Annotated in this window: 13 protein-coding genes, 8 pseudogenes and 1 other annotated feature; of the genes and pseudogenes, 12 read left to right on the top strand and 9 right to left on the bottom strand. The window is 58.8% G+C overall.

The window, feature by feature from the left end; all coding sequences use genetic code 11:
• The first annotated feature begins 74 nt into the window (after positions 1–74).
• Both FE851_RS21645 and FE851_RS21640 read left to right on the top strand, forming a co-directional pair.
• The gene (locus FE851_RS21645; RefSeq protein WP_145206733.1) at positions 75–1,907 is read left to right on the top strand and encodes a hypothetical protein; all 1,833 of its coding nucleotides are present in this window, start codon (positions 75–77) and stop codon (positions 1,905–1,907) included.
• 157 nt (positions 1,908–2,064) lie between these two features.
• A pseudogene (locus tag FE851_RS21640) lies at positions 2,065–3,373 on the top strand (IS701 family transposase).
• A 110-nt stretch (positions 3,374–3,483) separates the two neighbouring features.
• Here the strand turns inward: FE851_RS21640 and FE851_RS21635 are convergent.
• Positions 3,484–4,241: pseudogene (locus tag FE851_RS21635) on the bottom strand (IS5 family transposase).
• Between the two features lie 101 nt (positions 4,242–4,342).
• Between FE851_RS21635 and FE851_RS21630 the strand changes: the two are divergent.
• Positions 4,343–5,365: an IS110 family transposase gene (locus FE851_RS21630; protein WP_145206732.1), complete on the top strand. Its 1,023-nt coding sequence runs from the start codon at positions 4,343–4,345 to the stop codon at positions 5,363–5,365.
• Between the two features lie 398 nt (positions 5,366–5,763).
• On the opposite strand, the gene FE851_RS21625 is transcribed toward FE851_RS21630, so the two are convergent.
• Positions 5,764–6,585 (bottom strand): IS5 family transposase, encoded by an 822-nt coding sequence (locus FE851_RS21625; RefSeq protein ID WP_145206731.1) that lies wholly within the window; start codon positions 6,583–6,585, stop codon positions 5,764–5,766.
• A gap of 127 nt (positions 6,586–6,712) precedes the next feature.
• A complete protein-coding gene (locus FE851_RS21620) occupies positions 6,713–6,997 on the bottom strand; it encodes a hypothetical protein (RefSeq protein ID WP_043153117.1) in 285 nt (94 codons plus the stop codon).
• 105 nt (positions 6,998–7,102) lie between these two features.
• Here FE851_RS21620 and FE851_RS21615 point away from each other — a divergent pair, with 105 nt between their 5' ends.
• Positions 7,103–8,479, top strand: a complete 1,377-nt coding sequence (locus tag FE851_RS21615; protein ID WP_043155439.1) for a transposase — start codon at positions 7,103–7,105, stop codon at positions 8,477–8,479.
• Here the strand turns inward: FE851_RS21615 and FE851_RS21610 are convergent.
• Positions 8,476–8,769 carry a transposase family protein gene (locus FE851_RS21610; RefSeq protein WP_081764277.1) on the bottom strand — a complete coding sequence of 98 codons (294 nt, stop codon included), beginning with the start codon at positions 8,767–8,769 and terminating at the stop codon, positions 8,476–8,478. The genes FE851_RS21615 and FE851_RS21610 overlap by 4 nt on opposite strands.
• Before the next feature lie 108 nt (positions 8,770–8,877).
• On the opposite strand from FE851_RS21610, the pseudogene FE851_RS21605 reads away from it, so the two are divergent.
• Positions 8,878–9,366: pseudogene (locus tag FE851_RS21605) on the top strand (tyrosine-type recombinase/integrase); the annotation flags it as partial.
• Between the two features lie 84 nt (positions 9,367–9,450).
• A pseudogene (locus FE851_RS21600) lies at positions 9,451–9,906 on the top strand (IS110 family transposase); the annotation flags it as partial.
• Positions 9,907–9,938: 32 nt separating this feature from the next.
• Here the strand turns inward: FE851_RS21600 and FE851_RS26980 are convergent.
• Positions 9,939–10,076, bottom strand: a pseudogene (locus FE851_RS26980) (hypothetical protein); the annotation flags it as partial.
• Between the two features lie 226 nt (positions 10,077–10,302).
• On the opposite strand from FE851_RS26980, the gene FE851_RS21590 reads away from it, so the two are divergent.
• A complete protein-coding gene (locus FE851_RS21590) occupies positions 10,303–10,587 on the top strand; it encodes a hypothetical protein (protein ID WP_043155121.1) in 285 nt (94 codons plus the stop codon).
• 239 nt (positions 10,588–10,826) lie between these two features.
• On the opposite strand, the gene FE851_RS21585 is transcribed toward FE851_RS21590, so the two are convergent.
• Positions 10,827–12,167, bottom strand: a complete 1,341-nt coding sequence (locus tag FE851_RS21585) for an IS1380 family transposase (RefSeq protein ID WP_043155119.1) — start codon at positions 12,165–12,167, stop codon at positions 10,827–10,829.
• Between the two features lie 164 nt (positions 12,168–12,331).
• Between FE851_RS21585 and FE851_RS21580 the strand changes: the two genes are divergently transcribed.
• Positions 12,332–13,135 carry an IclR family transcriptional regulator gene (locus FE851_RS21580; RefSeq protein WP_186378961.1) on the top strand — a complete coding sequence of 268 codons (804 nt, stop codon included), beginning with the start codon at positions 12,332–12,334 and terminating at the stop codon, positions 13,133–13,135.
• Positions 13,136–13,399: 264 nt separating this feature from the next.
• On the opposite strand, the gene FE851_RS21570 is transcribed toward FE851_RS21580, so the two are convergent.
• Together FE851_RS21570 and FE851_RS21565 are read right to left on the bottom strand one after the other, a co-directional pair.
• Positions 13,400–14,749: an IS1380-like element ISSp1 family transposase gene (locus tag FE851_RS21570; RefSeq protein ID WP_010338249.1), complete on the bottom strand. Its 1,350-nt coding sequence runs from the start codon at positions 14,747–14,749 to the stop codon at positions 13,400–13,402.
• A 319-nt stretch (positions 14,750–15,068) separates the two neighbouring features.
• A pseudogene (locus FE851_RS21565) lies at positions 15,069–16,297 on the bottom strand (IS3 family transposase).
• Positions 15,900–16,016: a sequence feature (AL1L pseudoknot), on the bottom strand. (Overlaps the previous pseudogene by 117 nt.)
• Before the next feature lie 101 nt (positions 16,298–16,398).
• On the opposite strand from FE851_RS21565, the pseudogene FE851_RS21560 reads away from it, so the two are divergent.
• Positions 16,399–16,815 (top strand): annotated as a pseudogene (locus FE851_RS21560) (transposase); the annotation flags it as partial.
• A gap of 95 nt (positions 16,816–16,910) precedes the next feature.
• Here the strand turns inward: FE851_RS21560 and FE851_RS21555 are convergent.
• Positions 16,911–17,340, bottom strand: a pseudogene (locus FE851_RS21555) (transposase); the annotation flags it as partial.
• A 140-nt stretch (positions 17,341–17,480) separates the two neighbouring features.
• Between FE851_RS21555 and FE851_RS21550 the strand changes: the two are divergent.
• The 3 genes from FE851_RS21550 (at position 17,481) to FE851_RS21535 (ending at position 21,544) form a co-directional block, all read left to right on the top strand.
• Positions 17,481–18,506, top strand: coding sequence for an IS110 family transposase (locus FE851_RS21550; RefSeq protein WP_145205433.1), 1,026 nt, complete (start codon positions 17,481–17,483; stop codon positions 18,504–18,506).
• A gap of 484 nt (positions 18,507–18,990) precedes the next feature.
• On the top strand, positions 18,991–20,424 hold the full coding sequence (locus tag FE851_RS21545; protein WP_043152376.1) for an IS4 family transposase: 1,434 nt from the start codon (positions 18,991–18,993) through the stop codon (positions 20,422–20,424).
• Between the two features lie 472 nt (positions 20,425–20,896).
• On the top strand, positions 20,897–21,544 hold the full coding sequence (locus FE851_RS21535; protein WP_235209790.1) for a transposase: 648 nt from the start codon (positions 20,897–20,899) through the stop codon (positions 21,542–21,544).
• Positions 21,545–21,607: the final 63 nt, after the last annotated feature.

Raw genomic sequence — 21,607 nt, 5'->3', positions numbered from 1 at the left:
AACTCTCATCATGGGATCTTTTTGAAGGCCTCCATCGCATATTCGTTCTGGGCCTGTCTCTTATACACATCTCGATGTGTATAAGAGACAGTGGTAGGAGGAAGGGGCGATCGCCAGTTCACGGCCTGTCTCTTATACACATCTCGATGTGTATAAGAGACAGTGGTAGGAGGAAGGGGCGATCGCCAGTTCACGGCCTGTCTCTTATACACATCTCGATGTGTATAAGAGACAGTGGTAGGAGGAAGGGGCGATCGCCAGTTCACGGCCTGTCTCTTATACACATCTCGATGTGTATAAGAGACAGTGGTAGGAGGAAGGGGCGATCGCCAGTTCACGGCCTGTCTCTTATACACATCTCGATGTGTATAAGAGACAGTGGTAGGAGGAAGGGGCGATCGCCAGTTCACGGCCTGTCTCTTATACACATCTCGATGTGTATAAGAGACAGTGGTAGGAGGAAGGGGCGATCGCCAGTTCACGGCCTGTCTCTTATACACATCTCGATGTGTATAAGAGACAGTGGTAGGAGGAAGGGGCGATCGCCAGTTCACGGCCTGTCTCTTATACACATCTCGATGTGTATAAGAGACAGTGGTAGGAGGAAGGGGCGATCGCCAGTTCACGGCCTGTCTCTTATACACATCTCGATGTGTATAAGAGACAGTGGTAGGAGGAAGGGGCGATCGCCAGTTCACGGCCTGTCTCTTATACACATCTCGATGTGTATAAGAGACAGTGGTAGGAGGAAGGGGCGATCGCCAGTTCACGGCCTGTCTCTTATACACATCTCGATGTGTATAAGAGACAGTGGTAGGAGGAAGGGGCGATCGCCAGTTCACGGCCTGTCTCTTATACACATCTCGATGTGTATAAGAGACAGTGGTAGGAGGAAGGGGCGATCGCCAGTTCACGGCCTGTCTCTTATACACATCTCGATGTGTATAAGAGACAGTGGTAGGAGGAAGGGGCGATCGCCAGTTCACGGCCTGTCTCTTATACACATCTCGATGTGTATAAGAGACAGTGGTAGGAGGAAGGGGCGATCGCCAGTTCACGGCCTGTCTCTTATACACATCTCGATGTGTATAAGAGACAGTGGTAGGAGGAAGGGGCGATCGCCAGTTCACGGCCTGTCTCTTATACACATCTCGATGTGTATAAGAGACAGTGGTAGGAGGAAGGGGCGATCGCCAGTTCACGGCCTGTCTCTTATACACATCTCGATGTGTATAAGAGACAGTGGTAGGAGGAAGGGGCGATCGCCAGTTCACGGCCTGTCTCTTATACACATCTCGATGTGTATAAGAGACAGTGGTAGGAGGAAGGGGCGATCGCCAGTTCACGGCCTGTCTCTTATACACATCTCGATGTGTATAAGAGACAGTGGTAGGAGGAAGGGGCGATCGCCAGTTCACGGCCTGTCTCTTATACACATCTCGATGTGTATAAGAGACAGTGGTAGGAGGAAGGGGCGATCGCCAGTTCACGGCCTGTCTCTTATACACATCTCGATGTGTATAAGAGACAGTGGTAGGAGGAAGGGGCGATCGCCAGTTCACGGCCTGTCTCTTATACACATCTCGATGTGTATAAGAGACAGTGGTAGGAGGAAGGGGCGATCGCCAGTTCACGGCCTGTCTCTTATACACATCTCGATGTGTATAAGAGACAGTGGTAGGAGGAAGGGGCGATCGCCAGTTCACGGCCTGTCTCTTATACACATCTCGATGTGTATAAGAGACAGTGGTAGGAGGAAGGGGCGATCGCCAGTTCACGGCCTGTCTCTTATACACATCTCGATGTGTATAAGAGACAGTGGTAGGAGGAAGGGGCGATCGCCAGTTCACGGCCTGTCTCTTATACACATCTCGATGTGTATAAGAGACAGAGTTGGAGCCTCCTGAAAACCCGGGGCGCTTCACTAGCAGGCATGCCGAGCCTGTCGATCAATCGGGCGCCGGCCTCGCCGCCTAGCACTACTTTGGCAGAAGTGTGATTTTTGGGATTCCCTGCAAGGGAAATGCGTGATTCATAGGGAGCCAGCTTTGATGGAGGCTGGCGATGGAAGAGGATTGGCAGCGGGATCTCGAGCATTGGCTTGAGCCGTATTTGGAGAAGTTGGGTAACAAGACGCGGCGGCGGATGTGCCCGGCCTACATCGCCGGCTTGATTGGCCCCGGCGATCGCAAGAGCATCCAGCCCATGGCGGCCCGCGCAGACGCGCTCAGCTATGACCGGCTGCATCATTTCATCGGCGCCGGGATTTGGGACAGCGCGCCGCTGGAGGCGACGTTGTGGCGGCAAGCGGATGAGTTGGTCGGTGGCGACAAGGGCTGGCTAATCATCGACGACACAGCCCTTCCCAAGAAGGGCAAGGCCTCGGTCGGGGTCGCGCCCCAATATGCCACGGTACTGGGCCTGTCTCTTATACACATCTAGATGTGTATAAGAGACAGCCACGGTACTGGGCAAGAACGCGCACTGCCAGACGCTCGTGTCGGTGACCTTGGCTTCGGGGGAGGTGCCGGTCATGCTGGGTTTGCGGCTATACCTGCCGGAAAGCTGGACCAGCGACACCGGCCGGATGAAGAGGGCCGGCGTGTCCGAAGATTTCCAATCCTATCGCACGAAGCCCGACATCGCCATCGAGGAGATCGACCGGGTCATTGCTGCCGGCGTGCGCTTCGGCTGCGTCCTTGCCGACGCCGGCTATGGCTTGTCAGCGCCGTTCCGGCAGGCGCTAAGTGCACGAGGCTTGCGCTGGGCCGTTGGTATTCCCCGGCACCAGAAGGTCTATCCTGCCGACGTGCAGTTGATCTTCCCGGTGGCAGGACGTGGGCGACCACGGGTTCGGCATGTGCCCGACGTCAAATCCCGAGCAGCCCATTCCATGCTCGAAGATGCGAAATGGCGGCAGGTCAGTTGGCGCCGAGGGACCAAAGGCCGCCTGACGGCTCGCTTTGCGGCCATGCGTGTGCGTGTCGCCGATGGTGCGCCACAGCGGATCGGCGCTGCTGGCGCACAGCATATGCCAGGCGAAGAGGCTTGGCTGGTGGGTGAGCATCGCTCGAACGGCGAGCGAAAATACTATCTCTCCAACCTTCCCGCCGACACCGCGATCAAGGACGTCGCCGGCGCCATCAAGGCGCGCTGGATTTGCGAACAGGCGCACCAGCAACTCAAGGAGGAACTCGGCCTCGACCACTTCGAAGGACGATCATGGACGGGGCTGCATCGCCACCTTCTCATGACAATGATGGCCTATGCCTTCCTGCAAACACGAAGGCTCGCGCAGGCGGGCCGGAAAAAAAAGAGTCTCCGGGCCGCCGCCTCAACCGAGCATGCCCGCCATCCGACAGGCCATCATTGACCGAATATCGCGACCTCCGCCAGACCAATGCCCTCACTGCGGTGGGAGCCTATCAGCCACGCATTCCACACTTCTGCCAAAGTAGTGCTAGGCCGTGTTGACAAAAGACTTCAGCCATATCCGTGCAGCAGCGAGGTTGAGGAAGCTTTCGAACGACAGGACGGTTTGTCATAGCGGGTGGCGATGCGGCGTTGTTGCTTCAACTTGCCGAACATTCGCTCAATGCGGTTGCGATCCTTGTAGCGCCGATAGTCGGGATGGACCGGCACTTTGCGGTTCGACCGGGGTGGGATGATCGGCAAAATGCCGCGCATGAGCAGGTTTTCGCGGAACCGGTCGCCATCGTAACCCTTGTCGGCCAGCAATGCCTTGGGTTTGGGCAACGGCAGGGCCATCAGTTCATCCACGGCAGCGTAATCTGAAGCCTCGCCGCCAGTCAGGATGAACCCGATAGGCAGTCCTTGATTGTCGCAGCGGGCGTGGACTTTGCTCGTAAAGCCGCCGCGTGATCGACCAAAAGCCTGCGCAAGAGCCCCCCTTTTCCGCCTACTGCCGAGACATGGCCGCGAACCGTGGTGCTATCGATCATGTGCTGCCAGTCATCGGTCAGGCCCAAATCAACCAGCGTTTGCAACAGCGCATCCCAAACGCCTTGCTCGGCCCAGCGTCGGAACCGCACATAGACGGAGTTCCACTTGCCGTAGCGCTCGTGCATGTCGCGCCAGGGGCAGCCGACCCGCAGCACATGAAGCATGCCGTTGAGAAAACGCCGATTATCGCCAGATGGTCGAGCCCAGCGCCCCCGCTCGGATGGCAGCAGGGGGCCAATCAGTTCCCACTCAGCATCCGACAAGTCCCCACGGTCCATGACTGCTCCTTAAAGAGCAGCCTTGATGATGTGGACGCCCCCGCACTGACCGGCGCTATGCTGTCGGTCGGTCACCCGAAGCAGGAACAGGAGCGTTTACGATGACGATCACAACGGTTGGGCTGGATCTGGCTAAGAGCGTCTTTCAAGCACATGGCATCGATGAGACCGGCACTGCGGTGCTGGTGAAGAAGTTGCACAGGAAGCAGATGTTGCCTTTCTTCTCGAAGCTGCCGCCATGTCTGATTGGCGTGGAGGCGTGCGGAACGGCGCATTACTGGGCACGGACACTCGCCGCCATGGGGCACGAAGTTCGCCTGATTCCGCCTTCGTACGTGAAGGCCTACGTCAAGCGCGGCAAGAGTGATGCGCTGGATGCAGAGGCCATATGCGAAGCTGTACAGCGCCCGACGATGCGGTTCGTGCCGACAAAAACGGTCGAGCAGCAAGCGATATTGATGGCCCATCGCGCCCGGTCGCTGCTGGTGCGGCAACGGACTATGGCAGCGAACGCGCTGCGGGCGCATCTGGCAGAGTTCGGTCTTGTCGCAAATCCCGGGCTTGCACATCTTGCGACCTTGGCCGAGCAGGCGCTGTCCGATCGTGACGGATTACCGCCCTATGCCCGCACCGCGCTGGAAACGCTGGTCCGCCAGATCACGGCGCTGACGGGTGAGATTGCGCTGCTCGACCAGCAAATCGCCAAATGGCATGCCGAGAGCGAAGCCAGCCGCAGGCTCGCCGCCATCCCCGGCCTTGGTATCATCACAGCGACCGCTATCGCCGCGACCGTCTCCGATCCCGATCAGTTCACCTCGGGCAGGCAGTTCGCCGCGTGGCTGGGGCTGACCCCGCAGCAACATTCGACCGGCGGCAAAGCTCGGCTGGGCGGCATATCGAAGCAAGGCGATCGATACTTGCGTCGATTGCTCGTTGTAGGCGCCACTGCCGTGATGCGTCACGTCAAGGACAAGCCCACGCCCATGGCAAACTGGATCAGGAAGCTGAGCGAGAAGAAGCCATTCAGGGTGGTGTCCGTAGCGCTTGCCAACAAACTGGCCCGGATCGCCTGGGTCGTGCTGACAAGGAAGGAAGCCTATCAGCCCTACGCGCATTTGGCCTGATCAAATCAGGTCACCCGAATTGGTAATGGCAGTCGATGATGAGTAACGATCGAGCCAATGGTGAAACCAACCCGTCTGATTCAATGCGCCTCAAAAGCGCGCCAACTTGATCAGGGACTTCACCGGCGGATTTCCATCAGGGCCAGCGGTCAAATCACGCCCGCACAAATAGGCCGGACATATGAAAGCAACCGATCAAACCCGTCCCGACAAAAAGCCCTTGCCATAGGGGGCGTCCACATATGAATCAGAACTTGGGCCGGTTGAAAATCCCTTTTTGTCAACACGGCCTAGCGCAAGTCCAACACATCATTGAATTTCGCCAAGTCGCTGGGTCCGCCGGCCACGTCGTGCCACCACATCTTTGAGAGCCTGATTCATAATTATCCGATGAAATTTCATAGTCTTGCGATGCGACGCGCGAATAGCTGGATGGAAGCTATGAACAGCCACGCAGTTGCCGATGCGATGGTCTGTTCAAAGTCCTTGGCGAGCCGGCGGTTGCGGTTCAGCCAAGCCAGTGTTCGCTCGACGACCCAGCGGCGCGGAACAACCACGAAGCCTTTTGCAACATCGGATCGCTTGACGATCTCGACAGTCCATTTGCCGATACGCCGGAGCGCTTCCCTGAGCTTGTCGCCAGCATAGCCGCCATCGGCAAAGACATGGCGCAGCCATGGAAAGCGGTGGATGATTTCACGCAGGACCAGCGGCGCGCCGTCGCGGTCCTGAATGTCGGCGGTATGGATCACCGCATGAACCAAATGGCCCTCGGTGTCGGTGAGGATGTGGCGCTTGCGCCCCTTGACTTTCTTGCCCGCGTCAAAGCCGCGAGGTCCGCCACTTTCCGTTGTTTTCACGCTCTGACTATCGATCACGCCAGCACTGGGCGAAGCCTCGCGGCCCGTCGCTTCACGCGCCATCAACAGCAGAGTATGATTGAGCGAGAGCCACAGTTTGTTATCGCGCCACAGGTAAAACCAGCGCCGAACCGTCGAGACCGGCGGAAAGCAGGGCGGCAGCATTCGCCACGGCAGCCCCCCACGCAGCAGATAGAGGATCGCCTCGACGATCCGTCGCAGCGGCCATTTGCGCGGACGGCCCACGTGGGAGGGTGGCGGCAAGAACGGTTCGAGCACCGACCATTCGGCATCGGTCAAATCGCTTGGCAAAGTCAGTCCCGCGCGGGCATATTGCGCCCGAGTGGTATCAGTCCACATCGTTGATCTCCGGAAGTTTGTTGCAAAACCCCTGAATCAACGACTGCGGCAAGCGTCAAGCTAACCCACTGATACCACTCAACTTAGTTTCGGATCGGGCTCTGAGCTCGACTTTGTACGTTTTTGGTCAGGTCCAGGTCCAGAAGATGCTGTTTTCAGCGATGTGGTCGAGGGCCTGATCGAGTGGCAAGACGCATCCGCCCATATCGTCAATATCTTCCCATTGTCGCCGGTGTGACCAGTAGCCAAGCCTGACGTCGTCGCGCGTGCCGACAGGTTTGAGACGGGCGATCGGTGCCTCCGTTTCCAACAGGTAAAGGTGGTAGGCGCCCTTGTCCTCGTACCAGCCCACGCCGCCGCCGTTGGCCGCGTCGAAAGTTTCGATGCGCATAATGATTTCGTCGTCTTTCATGGAGCATCCATAGCTGCCTTCAGGTCACAGCGTATCCGATTCAACTGGCCGCATGGCAACAGCCCAAGCGTTGCGCCGTGCTTCGGTTAGGATTCCAAGCATGAGATGTTGGACCAGAACAAGGCCGTTATCGGCGATCCCGTCCCCCAGATCTTGCGCCAATGGCTGCAAGCATGGCGTCCCTGCTTTACGGCCCCCAGTTGGGAGCATGTACTCGTTCTTGTGATGGGCGGCCTGCTGGCCACCGGCAAACGAACCGTTACGTCTTGCCTGCGTGTGACCGGCCGAGCCCATGCTGCCAACTTTGCAACCTATCACCAGATCCTCAACCGTGCCCGCTGGAGCTCCCGTGCCGTTGCCAGGCGACTGCTCAGCATCGTGGTCGAACGGCTCGTGCCAGAGGGCCCTGTGGTCATCGGTATGGACGACACCATTGAGCGGCGATGGGGGCGCCGGATCACCGCACGGGGTATCTACCGCGACCCGGTCCGCTCCAGTCACGGCCATTTCGTCAAAGCCAGCGGACTGCGCTGGCTCAGCTTCATGGTGCTCACCCCGGTGTCATGGACCCGCCTGATCAAGGCACTGCCAGTCTTGACGTTGCTCGCTCCTTCGGAACGATCGAACCGTCAACGCGGCTGTCGTCATAAATTGCTGACGGACTGGGCCCGGCAGGGCGCGCTGCAGCTGTCTCGCTGGCTGCCGGGTCGGCGGATCATCTTCATTGGCGACAGCAGCTTTGCTGTCCACGAACTGGCACATGCGATCGTCCGCCGGGCCACACTCATCAGCCGACTGCGGCTCGATGCCAACTTGTTTGCACAGCCTGCGGGGCGAACGGCACGCACGATGGGGCGCCCCGCACAGAAAGGGCGAGCATTACCAAAACTCAAGACCCTGCTCGCCAATCCGGCGACACGCTGGACCAGCATTCTCGTCTCTGCCTGGTATGGCCATCTCAACGGCAAGACGCTCCAGATCACATCCGACATCGCCCTATGGTACAGGCCCGGCACCCCGGTCTTGCCGGTCCGCTGGGTCCTGGTTCGCGATCCTGACGGAAAGCGCGACCCGCAGGCCTTCTTCAGTACCGACATTACCCTCGAGCCCGCCGACATCATCGCCCTCTACGTCCGCCGATGGCAAATCGAAGTCACCTTTGCCGAAACCCGCGCTCACCTGGGTGTCGAGACACAGCGCCAGTGGACCGACAAAGCCATAGCGCGAACCACACCGGCGCTGCTGGGTCTCTACACTCTTATATCACTATGGGCCTGCGATCTGCTGACCAATAAAAGCACCCCGTATTCCGCCGCGTGGTATCGAAAAACCAGCCCGACATTCAGTGACGCCATCGGTGCCGTCCGCCTCCAGATCTGGGTCGGCGACATTAATCCACACTCCCCGCCGCACCGAGAAACGCACTATATTCCGACAACCCGCCTCGTACGTATGGCTCAAGCACTATGCTTCGCTACCTAATCGTACAAAGTCGAGCTGAGAGATTCTGCAAAAATGCGACGCCTGCAACGTTGATTGACGCAGCGCAGGCGCCGCACACGAAGCTGGATCGTTACTGAGCGCCCTTGCCAGGGCAAATCCGCAATACGCCGATTATAACGGCTATGCAGACGGGTTGATGCCCGCCGACAGTTGGGGCACCGAGCGACAGGTGAGCGGGCGCGGCAATGCACCACGACTTCATTGGCAATCTGTTGAACATAATCGACAACCAAAGGTGCCGGGATGAGCGGCAAGATGCGTTTCGGCATGGCGAAAGGACCTCCTTAAGATTCTTCCGCTGAATCAATGGGATTCCACCAGGTTGCACCGAAAGTGCGGGAGAGCCCGGAAGTGGGGAATTTTACAGTGTCATTGACACACTGGCCGATCTGACAGCCAGCGAGGTCATCGCGTTCCTCAGCCATGCCGAACATGAACGCAGTAGTACGATCGGCACGCGCAACTGCCGGCTTGCTGCGATCCGCAGCTTCTTCCACTTCGTGGCCACCAAGGATCCCGCATCGATCGCGCAATGCGTCGAAATCCTCCACATCCCGATCAAGCGCGCTCCGGCGTCGGAACCGAGGGTCGCCGCCGAAACAACGCCAGCGCTGCGTGCCAAGCATGTGACGCCACACGCCTTCCGGCACGCCACCGCCGTGCACCTCATCTCGGCGGGCGTCGACGTTACGGTCATCCGAAGCTGGCTCGGCCATGTGAGCCTCGACACGACCAATCACTATGCCAGGGCCAATCTCGAAACGAAGCGGAAAGCCTTGGAGAAGGTCGCCGTTCCAACAACACCCGGCGGCCAGCCACCTTGGAAGCGCGATGCAAGCGTGCTCGCCTGGCTCGACACACTCTGAAATAATGCGGAGGAACATGGATGAAATCGGCAGAAATCCGCCAATCAGGCCGCGTTCCTCCGCATTATGGGAACCTCGTGATTAGTGAAGCGGAACAAGACGGACGCCGCCGACGCGGAGGCCATATGCGAGGCCGTCGCCAAGCCGAACATGCGGTTCGTTCCTATCAAGACGAAGCAGCAACAGACTGTTCTGGCTTTACATCGTGTCCGCAGCCTGTTGGTCCGACAGCGAACGGCGACGATCAATGCACTGCGCGGACTGCTGGGCGAATACGGGCTTATCGCGGGCAAGGGCGTGCGACAGCTCGCGATATTGAGCGAGCGTCTTGCAACCTCGGACAAGACCGTCGTCCCGGACGAAGCGCGAGAAGCGTTGCGATGTCTTTTCCGGCACATCGACACACTAACCGATAAGCTTGGCGAGATGGAGAAGCGGATCGTCACCTGGCACAAATCCAACCCGGACAGCCAGCGTCTGGCTACTGCTCCGGGCGTGGGCCCAATTACGGCGACAGCGATTGTGGCAGCCGTCGGCGATGGCAGCCGTTCGACCACAATGCCCAGTAAACGCCTCGCAACGGCACGCGAGCTCCAGCGGGCGCGGTTGAGGATCTGGTGATAAGTTGCAAAGTTGGAAGCATCGGCTCGGCCGGTCACACGCAGGCAAGACGTAACGGTCCGTTTCCCCGTGGCCAGCAGGCCGCCCATCACAAGAACAAGTACATGCTCCCAGCTGGGAGCCGTAAAACAGCGACGCCATGCCTGCAGCCATTGGCGCAGTATCTGGGGGACGGGATCGCCGATAACGGCCTTGTTCTGGTCCAACATTCCATGCTTGAAAATCCCGACTGAAGCACGTTGCAACGCTTGGGCTGTTGCCATGCGGCGAGGTGACTCGAATATGCTGTGAACCGACGGCAGCTATAGATGCACCATGAAAGACGAGGAAATCATTCTGCGCATCGAGACGTTCGACGCGGCCAACGGCGGCGGCGTCGGATGGTACGAGGACAAAGGCGCTTACCATCTCTATCTGCTGGAAACCGACGCGCCGATCGCCCGCCTCAAGCCTGTCGGCACGCGCGACGAAGTCAGGCTCGGCTACTGGTCACACCGGCGAAAATGGGAAGATATTGACGATATGGGCGGATGCGTCTTGCCACTCGATCAGGCCCTCGACCATATCGCTGAAAACAGCATCTTCTGGACTTGGACCTGACCGAAAACGTACAAAGTCGAGCTGAGGTTGACGGCTACCCGGAATTAAAGGACCTATCCACATTTGAGGGAAAGCGTCTAGCCCGTATAATTCATCGCGTTGTTGATCGGGCGTCAGGATTTCGGTTTTTGGTTGGAGGCAGGCGCGGTGCATCACTCCCGGGGATGAGCCGAAGGTCGGGTATGTTGAGGCTTGCGGGTTGAAGGGACGGGTTTGGTTTTTGGGGCCAGGCCCGTTGTTCAGGTAACGAGGCGAGGGATACGATCGAGGGCGACCCGGACGATCTGCTGGTTGGGACAGGCGGTGGGCCATTGGACGCGGATCAAGGTCTTCATTTCGACGACACGGGCAGCGATCTTGATGAGGTGCAGGCGCAAGGTATCGAACTGGACAGTGCGCCATATTGAGCGTTTCGGCATGGCGGTGCGCAGACCCCACATAAGCCAGTAGGCACCGGCATGAAGGAACAGCCGCAACTGGTTGGCCGTGGCCTTTGTGCAGGATGTACGGTCTGCGGCGAGATGGGTTTTCCACGACTTGATGTGATTTTCCGCCTGCCCCCGCCGGCAATAGACCTGCTCGTAGAGCCAGCGGGGCGAGCCCTTTTTGAGATTGGTGACGACGAAGCGGGTGTCGGCCCCCTGATCGCCGACTTCGACGCGGGCGATGATCCGCTCGACGCGGCTCCAGCTTTTAGCGCCGTCGTGGAATGCCTTGAAGCGGCGCACCTTGCCATCGTCGGTTGCGGCCTCGAAGCGCGCTTTGGTGCTGGTTTCGAGATCGGTGACATGGCGGCGCAATGTCGAGGTCGGCGCGACGCCCAGGATGAAGTCGTGTCCGCCCGCCCGGCACCAGTCGATGACCTCGGGACAGCAATAATGACTGTCGCCGCGCAGCATGATCTGCGTTCTTGGCCAGTTGGCGCGGATTGCACGCATCAGGCGGCGCAGGAAAGCCCTGATTTCCTTGCCGCCGGGTCGTTTGGCCGGGCGTAGCACGGCAGTGATGAAGCGGCCCTCGCCATCGAACACGACGATGGGTTGGAAGCCATATTCGTCATGATGGGCATTGAATAATCGCAACTGCTGGCCGCCATGCACGGCATCGAATGTGTCATCAATGTCGAGGACAATACGCTTGGGCACGGTGCGGAAGGAATCGCAATACAGATCAACCATCGCCCGGCCCATGCCCAGCAACGCACGCGTATCAGGCAGGTTCTCCAGTCGCGAGATCGTCGGCTGCGAACATAGCGCGCGATCCGAAGGTGCCAGATCAAGGGCCAGCTTGAACATCGGGTCGACGCGCAGACTGGAGGCGTCATTGCCATCCTCGTAACCCGCCGCAATCATCATCAGCCGGAAGCGGATAATGTCGGTAAGGCTGTGGGTGATCAGATCCGGCGCGCGGGGATCTTTGATGCAGGCCGCCATGCGATCCGCAACGCCAAGGCGCTGCTCCACCTCGCGCAACAGCAAAATCCCGCCGTCTGACGATAGCAGACCGCCGTCAAATCTGACGTCCAACCGCTTGCCCGAAACAGGTGACAGACCAGGTAGCGGCAGCGTAGGATCGTCCATGGCGGGTGTAGCTTTCTTGAAATGACGTTGATCGGATTAGACAACCAAATCATACGTTAAATCAGATGCTTACGCTACATCCGCCAACCCCCGATGAATTATACGGGATAGGATCTCACTCATCATCACCATATTTTAAAAACTGGAAGATCATGGAGTACGATATGAATAAAATTGGTGAAAAATCTGGAAATGGGTTTAAAGAAGATAAAGATGAAAGAAAATCCATTCAATCAGTTGAAGTTGGGGTACGAGTTTTACTAGCTTTAGTGGAGACCGGAGGAGGTGAAGGGGCCTTTCTCCGCGAAGTGGCAGAACATTCAGGTCTGTCCCGTAGCCAAGCGCACCGATATTTGCTTTCCTTTGTGAATACCGAGGTGGCCGAACAGGACGAAAGGAGCGGTCGGTATTATTTGGGAGGGCTAACCATCCGTCTTGGCTTGGCGGCAATGGCACGGCTGGACACCGTGCGAATAGCCGCTGAGCATTTGAAAGATCTACTGGCAGAAATGAAAACTACTGGCTTGCTTTCCGTGTGGGGCGATTACGGCCCAACTGTCATTCGTTGGATCGATGGTGGAATTCCGCTGTTTACATCTCTGCACACGGGATCGGTCTTGCCATTGCAGACATCATCGGCGGGGATCCTCTTTCTGGCGCATTGCCCTCCTGAACAGACCAGGGAACGGGTCGAACGCGAGCGGGCTGAGGGTGTAGTCGTCGATGACCTCAAACTTGCCGCGCAAATTGAGCAAGCTAGGCGGGTGGGTTTCACCAAGACTCGCGGAACTGTCGTACCGGGACTATCTGCGACGTCGGTGCCGGTCCTGGATTCTCAAGATCGCTTGGTCGCGACGATGAGTGTTTTGGCTCGTGCAGAACCAAAGACGTTTTTCAGCAAGGTCAAGATCGATAAGATAATTGATGTAGCGCGCAGTGCAAGCAGGGCCATCGGTTGGCAGGGTTAGGGCCGAAACCAAATTAATCACACTAACAGGGTGAGAAGTAAAAAAGTTGAGGCCGAGGCGTATGCACGCAGCATTGCGCCATTGCGACGTACCTAACCTCTCTTATTCACGACGCTCGGTTTCGGGCCCGCTCTGGGCATTTGCTGCGGCTGGCTGTATTGCGCGGACGACCGGCATCGCTGGCGTTTGTTTCACCGCATTCGGATTGATGGGCTTTTCGGGTTGAAGGGCTGGGCTCGGAGTTCTGCGGCGCTGCCGCATGGGCTACGTCGGCGCAGGCTTCAGCCGGAGAACGAGGGCGCGGAACAGGTCGGCATCCGGACAGGCGGAAGCGAAGGCAATGCGGATGCGGCTAGCACTTTCTACGACGCGCGCAGCGACCTTGAGCAGCCGCAGGCGCAAGGTGGTAAACTCCGCGCTTGCCAGAGCAGCGGTCCTGGGCATCGCCTGCTGGATGCGCCATAGCAGCCAGTATGCGGCAGTGTGCAGTATCAGGCGCATCTGATTGGCATTGGCCGAGCGGCACGAGGTTCGGTCGCTGGCGAGCTGGGACTTGTGGCGCTTGATCAGGTTCTCGGCCTGACCACGCGCGCAGTAGAGCGTGTCGTAGATGTGCTCGGCCGATCCTGTTGCCAACGAGGTGACGACATAGCGGATGTCCATGCCCAGCGTGCTGGCCTCGATCCGTGCAACGACGCGACGCTGGCACTTCCAGGTCTTTGCCCCATAGCGGGTCTCGGCATAGTTGCGCAGGACGGGACACTGACGCTGGGCGCGCTTGACCGCGCAGGCATCGGCGACCGCAACAATGGCGGGATCGGCGCGCAGCGCTGAATTGGTGGGCAGGCCGAACACGTAATCGACGCGGGCCGCATCGCAGTAGGCCATGACCTCGGGTCGACCATAGTGCCCGTCGCCGCGGATAGTGATGTGGGTATCGGGCCAATTACGGCGCAGGTGACGCACCAGGCGTCGGATGTGCCCCGCCGCCTCCTTTCCAGAAGGCGTCTTGCCTGTGCGCAGCAGCATGGCCACCGGCCTGCCGGTCGCGGTGTCGTAGATATGGATCGGTAGGAAGCAGCGCTCCCCATGATGCCCGTTCCAGAACGAGAGCTGTTGATAGCCATGCACGACGTCGCACGTGTCGTCGATATCCAGCGTGACCGCTGTCGGAGGGGCGGGATAGCTGGCGCAGTAGATGTCGATCATCGCGGCCATCATGCTGGCCAGTCCGCGCGTAGTCGGTGCATTTTCCCACCGGCTCATCGTCGGTTGGCTGGCCAGCCCCGCGCCCGATTCCGGCAGCTTGCCGAGCGCCAGGCGGAAGCCTGGATCGTCGCGCAGAGCATCGAGATCATCGGCATCCTCATAGCCGCACGCAATCGCGAACACACGGGCACGCAGAATGTCATCCAGGCGATGGATCACCCGCGCTGGATCGCGCGGATCGGCAATACAAGCCGCCAGGCGCTGGCAAATCCCCATCGCGCGCTCGGCCTGTGCAAGCAGTAGAACACCGCCATCCGAGGTAAGCCGGCCACCGTCGAACGCAGCTGTGATTTTCTTGCGGCCGACTGCTGGGAATCCAAATGAGCTTGCGATATCATCGTTCATGGCGGGTGTGGCCCGTGGCATTTTCTGCCCTGCGGCAGGTTCGGCTTAGACACCCAGTTCCTAATTCAGATCAGAGGCTTACGCCACTCCCGCCAACCCTTCAGGACACTTTTGGTGAATAAGGCGGGCTAACCCGGATTATGCATGGGGCTGTGCCTGAAGGGGTGGTGAGAGTAGCGTAAGGTATTGTTCTGCTGTAGGAAAGGATTGATTGGATCAGCCCTGCAGCGAGGCACAAAATGCCACAAGCTACTCCCGCCACCCCTTGGGAGTGTCAGGATGAAGCGCCCCGGGTTTTCAGGAGGCAGTTTTCATTTGGCTATGCAGCCATATCGAGGTTCTCGAGGGCTGCATAGTAATTGTCTTCGGCCTCAGCGGGCGGGATGTGCCCGATAGGGCCGAAGAGCCGGTGATTATTGTACCAATCGACCCAGCGCAGCGTTGCCATTTCCACGGCCGAAACGCTTGGCCATGATCGCTGCCGCCAGATGACCTCGGCCTTGTAAAGGCCGTTGATCGTCTCGGCTAAGGCGTTGTCGTAGGAATCACCGACGCTACCGACCGAGGGGACGAGTTTGGCCTCGGCCAAGCGCTGGGTATAGTTCATGGCAAGATATTGAACTCCCCTGTCGCTATGGTGGATCAGTCCATCATCGGGACCGGGCCTACGGGCATGGATCGCCTGCTCCAGGGCATCCAGAACGAAGTTGGCAGTGGCTGACGTTCTGACCTTCCATCCGACGATCCGCCGGGCAAAAGCGTCAATCACGAAGGCAACATAGACGAAGCCCGTCCAGGTGTGCACGTAGGTAAAATCGACGACCCACAGGGCGTTTGGCCGGCTGACGCGAAATGCCCGATTGACCTTGTCCAGCGGACACGGCGTATTCGGGTTGCTGACGGTGGTGACCGTCTTCTTTCCACGCCGGACGCCTGCCAGCCCCATGGCGCGCATTAATCGTTCCACCGTGCATTTCGCCACCATTATGCCTTCACGCCGCATCTGGTGCCAGACCTTGCGTGCGCCATAGAGGCCGAAGCTGGCCTCATGGACCCGCTTGATCTGCTCCCTGATCTCCTCATCGCGCCGGGTACGTGCCGGACGTCGGCCAGGATCGATACGGCGTGCGGCATGTTCATGGTAGGAGGAAGGGGCGATCGCCAGTTCACGGCAGATCGGCTAGATCCCCAAATCCTCGCGATGGGCGTCGATGAACGCCATCATCATCTTCCGGGGCGGTCAAGCTCCGCCATCGCAAAATACGCAGATGCCTTGCGCAAAATCTCGTTGGCGCGGCGCAGTTCCTTCACTTCGCGCTCTAGCAGCCTTAGCCGCTCACGGTCATCGGCAGCCAACGCCGCTGGCCCCGCTCGTCGGCCCGCCTCCTCGCGGCACCAGCGGCGCAGCGTCTCCAGCGAGCAGCCGAGCTTCGCAGCGATCGACTTCATCACTTCCCATTCCGAGCCATATTCGGCCCGCTGCTCCATCACCATACGAACCGCCCGTTCGCGAACTTCAGGTGAAAATTTGTTGGTTGTCTTGCTCATAACGGATGCTCCTTCTCACAAGTTGGAGCCTCCTGGAAACCCGGGGCGCTTCAGGATTTCCGTGTGCGGGCGGGCATAATGGGTAAAAAGGGAGTCCCACTATGTCTCGACGCAAAGAGCCTGCCATACCGAATGAGCTTCTCGATCAGCTTTTGGCGGGCGGCGCTGCCAGTGCCGCTTTCGAGCAGGGCGGTCTGCTCGATTCGCTGAAGAAGGCGCTGACAGAGCGTGCCCTGAATGCGGAGATGGATCACCACCTCGCTGGCGAAGACGGCGTCGGCAACATGCGCAACGGCTACGGTCGAAAGACGGTAATGACCGACACCGGCAAGTTGGCGATCGACGTGCCGCGCGATCGCCAGTCGAGCTTCGACCCGCAGTTGATCGCCAAGTATCAACGCCGCTTTACCGGCTTCGACGACAAGATCGTGTCGATGTACGCGCGAGGCATGAGCACCCGCGAGATCACCAGGCACCTGCACGATCTTTACGGCATCGACGTCTCACCCGATTTGATCGTAAGCGCGCATTTCGCAGCACGTTGCTTCCGGAGGCAGAGCGGCCATCATAGTTGACGCTGGACGAGACAGGCCACCGCAACGACGTCGGCGGGTCAGGCGTGTCTTTCGAAGTTGAATGGCAGCAGGTCGTCGATATCGGCGTCGTGAGGTCGCTGGGGCAGTTCAGTGAGGACATGGCGTAGCCACGCGAGAGGCTCGACGCCGCAGGCGCGGCAAGTCAGCATCAGGCTGTAGGTGACGGCACTCGCCCGTGCGCCGTCCACGGTGTCAGAAAAGCCAGGATTTTCTTCCTGTTGCAAAAACCCTGATGTCGCGTTCGAGAAGATTGTTATCGATCGGCATCCTGCCGTCTTCGACGTAGCGCGTCAGGTATTCCCACTGGTTGAGGGTGTAGGATACCGCATCACCAAGCTTGGTGTCGGGCACAACCTTAGGTGCGATGTCATCGAGCCACGCCTTGAGTGCGTCCAGGACCGGGACGCTATGTTTCTGGCGGAAGCGGCGCATGTAGCTGGCCTGTGTAGCTTGCGATTACATAGAGTAATCGCGGGGTTGGGAACACCGGCGCGATCAGCGTTGCGTTGGAAGGGTGGTTGCCCCCCGATAGGATGAAAAACGGGCTCACGATTGACACCGGGCCCAGCATCAAACGGGAGACAACCATGGGACAGTTTATCGGCATCGACGTGTCTTTAAAAGAGAGTTTTATCTCGGTGCGCCAAGGTGGCCAGCGGATTTGGCGCGGCACATGCCCATCTGATCCCAAGCTGATAGCGGAGATCATCCGCAAACGTGCGCCGAACGCGGAACGTGTCGTGTTTGAAACCGGACCGCTGTCAGTCTGGTTCTACCACGCGCTGAAGCAGGAAGGCTTGCCCGCGATCTGCATTGATGCGCGCCATGCCAAGCCGGCGCTCGATATGGCGCGGAACAAGACCGATGCGAATGATGCAGACGGCCTGGCGCATCTTGCCGAGGTCGGCTTTTACCGCGCAGTGCGCGTGAAGAGCTTCGATAGTATGCAGACCCGCACGCTGGTTGCAGCACGCAATCAGCTGGTCAAGATGACGACCCAGCTGTCAAACCAGATTCGCGGTCTGATGAAGACGTTTGGCTTGGTCGTTCCCAAAGGCGCCGGGCGCGTGTTCGAGGGTCATGTGCGCAGTTTGCTGGCGAGCAACGCCGGGCTTGAGCAGATCATCCTGCCGGTGCTCGAGGCCTGGCGAAGCATCCGCGCCCGTACTGCCGAATTGAGCAAGCAGCTTATTGCCTCCGCGCGCGTGAGCGAGCAATGCCAGCTGCTTTCGTCGATTCCAGGCGTCGGTGTGGTGACCGCCTCTTCCTTCGTTGCGGCAATCGAGGACCCTGAAAACTTCCGGAAGTCGCGTTCGGTCGGTGCCTGGGTCGGCTTGACGACCAGGCGCTACCAGTCAGGCGAAGTTGATTACGACGGTCATATCTCCCGGCGCGGCGACAACCATCTGCGCGGACTGCTGTACGAAGCGGCGACCGTGATCCTCACGCGCACCACGGCGGATAGCGCGCTGCGTATCTGGGGGCTGAAGCTCAAGGAGAAGATCGGCTTCAAACGAGCCGCCGTCGCGGTCGCGCGCAAACTCGCCGTGATCATGCATACCATGCTTCGAACGGGTGAGCTGTTCGACCGTTCGATCCCTGCCGAGGCCTGACATGAGCAACATGACAGCAAGGACCGCTATGATGCGCTGAACTCAACTTCCCTATCGTTTGCGTCCATGCCGTGGACGCGTCGATCCGTCCCTGTCGGGACGCGGACAGGATCATTCCGCTTTGTGGGCTGCGCTTGCCACTATTCTGGTAGCAAAGTGCGTTAATTACATTGGAAGATCCGTCCCACGAAGACCTATCCTGCGGCGGGCATATCTCGACCGCGTAAACGACCCTGTACCCGACAAACGGTAGTACCGGCGCGACCGAAACTGAAGCCGCTGACAACCTCGCTCACACTATGCCATCTGCGATGCCGCAATCGTAGATCAAAGACAGCTGTACGAAATCGTCCTTGACGGGGCCGCGATTATACGACCCACAAGTATTTGAATCGCTTGCGTGTCTCCGAGAGAAAATTGTTGAATCGGATGAATCAGTTGTGATTCATTCACGAGCACCGTGATTGTGTTCGTGAGGTGCGCGATGCAGGCCGAAAGCGAAAAACTGCTGCCTTTGGGTGACCACTGGTCGCGCAGCGAGGTCGATGAAACAGCTTTCAGAGATGCTCGTCTCGGGCGCCGGTTCGGCGATTTGCTTCGCCGCCTGAGCGACAGAATGGGAGGATCAATTCCTCTGGCCTGTCAGGACTGGGCGAGCACCAAAGCCGCATATCGGTTCTTTTCCAACCCAAAGGTCGAGGAAGGGGACATCCTTGCAGGCCATATCGAGGCGACGAAGGCGCGGTATGCCGCATCTGACGGACCGATCTTGGTGCTTCAGGATACGACAGAGTTCACCTATCAGCGGCGGAACCCGCACGACATCGGTTTCACCAAAAGCGTCAACAGTGGTCGCGACAAGAGTGGTCGGCTCCGCCATCATGCGGTTTGCGGAATACTTATGCATTCCAGCCTCGTTGTCACGGATGAGGGACTGCCCCTCGGCCTGGCCGCGGTCAAATTCTGGAACCGCGATAAGTTCAAGGGTACTGCCCAGCTCAAGCGGAGAATAAACCCGACGCGGGTTCCGATCGAAGCGAAGGAGAGCGTTCGTTGGCTCGATAATCTTCGCCAGTCAGTCGCTCTGTTGGGGCAGCCGGATCGGTGTGTCCATGTCGGCGATCGAGAGAGCGACATTTACGAACTCTATTGCCTCGCCAAAGATCTCGGCACTCACTTCGTCGTCCGCACCGTTGTCGACAGGCTCGCTGGCAACGGCGATCACACCGTGAAAATCGAAATGCAAGAGGCTCCAAGCGCGGGCATGCATAGCATCGAAGTGAGGGTCGATAATGACACGGTCGAACGTGTAACCCTTGATATACGGTACAAACGAATCCACGTCTGCCCGCCGATCGGGAAGCAAAAACGCTACCCGGCGCTCGATCTGACGGTGATCCATGCGTCGGAAGTCGGTGTCCCATTGGGCCGGAAGCCGATACTGTGGAAGCTCGTCACCGATCTGGAAGTTGCCGACCTCGACGCAGCGATCGAGAAAATACGTTGGTATTCGACGCGCTGGAAGATCGAAGTTTTTCATAAGATTCTGAAGTCAGGATGTCGTGCTGAAGATGCCAAGCTTCGCACCGCCGATCGTTTAGCCAACCTTGTCGCGCTGTTTTGTATCGTCAGTTGGCGCGTGATGTGGATGACCATGATGGCACGTGCTGCCCCCGATGCCGATCCGGCGATCGCATTTACAGCAACGGAAATTGCAATCCTCGACCGCCTCGTTACCGATAGCGGGAACCGCCGAGCAAAGCCGGGAACGCTCCAGCTATATCTCACCAAATTGTCCCGCCTTGGCGGTTATCTTGCGCGGATGTCTGACCCCCCGCCTGGCAACACCGTTGTCTGGCGCGGCCTACGACGCCTCGTCGATATCCAAATAGGCGCGGAGCTTGCCACTTGTGGGTAATCGCAAGCCTGTGTAGCTGGCCTGTGTAGCTGGCCTGTGTAGCTGGCCTGCGTTTCTCCCTCATCGGGTATTTCGTCCCGCGCCTGCCTTTCGATCCGGTAGAGCTGGTCGAAGAACTTGAGGGCCTGCGTGGGTGGACCTCGGAACTGGTGTTATCCACCCTGCAGCCTGCGCATTGAAGCAGGGATCAAACCGCAGCCAATGTCGAACCTGAACAGGTGCACGCCCAACAAGCGCAGCGATGCGAGGTATCCACCAACTGTTGATCTGCAAGGGACCAAGATCATAAGAGCCATTGCTGTTACGAACTTCAGCGCCAATCCAGCCCGCTTCCTGATCACGCAATCCCCAAAGCGTTTTCTCGAGCCAGGGCTGACCAAGCGAGGCTTGCCGAATACAGGCGGAGACGGGACGCGACAGCGCGCTGGCCGCATTGCGCCGAGCCGATGTCGTCGCTTGCGATGAAACAGGTGTGCGGATCGAAGGGTGCAATGCCTACCAGTGGGTATTCTGCTCGGCTGAGGCCATCGTCCATACCGCCGACTTTACCCGGGCAGGCCAAGTCGTGCGTGACATCATGAATGGCCACCAGCCCGACGTCTGGATATCTGACCGTTATACCGCCCAGCAAGGGCATGGCCGGCTGCACCAGACGTGTCTCGCCCACCTCGACCGAAAGGCCCGCTTTGTTGCCGAACATGGCAGCGATCTGACAGGCGTGCGTCTTCAGCTCTGGCTTGATCGTGCCTTCAGCCTCGCCCGAAGTATCGCCGAACTGGCCTCTTCCACCGTAAGAAGCCATAAGCGTAAGCTTGAGCGCGACCTCGGCGCCATCCTCGCCAGCGCGACCGATTGTCCGTTGGCCAGTGAACTGCTCGGCCAAATCCGCCGTGCCCGTGACCAATTGCTCACCTTCTGCGACTTTGCCGGAAAGGTCGATGCCACGAACAACGTGAGCGAGCGGGCGCTGAGGCCAAGCGTCATCCAGCGAAAAGTCACCAACGGCTATCGCGCCAAATGGGCTGCGGACGCGGAGGCCGCACTGCGGTCAACCGTCGACACCGCGCGCCTCACCGGACAACTGCCATTCCGCACCATCCTGGGCGCTATCTCCGCCTGAGCGACCCTACGAGGAGGTTGGTAGTTACTTCGAAAGTGTGGGGGTGGTGTACAATGCCATACT

The organism is Sphingobium sp. B2 (assembly GCF_007693735.1).
Lineage (GTDB): Bacteria > Pseudomonadota > Alphaproteobacteria > Sphingomonadales > Sphingomonadaceae > Sphingobium > Sphingobium xenophagum.
The sequence above is the reverse complement of the archived record's forward strand: the minus strand, read 5'-3'. Positions and strand labels throughout refer to the sequence as shown.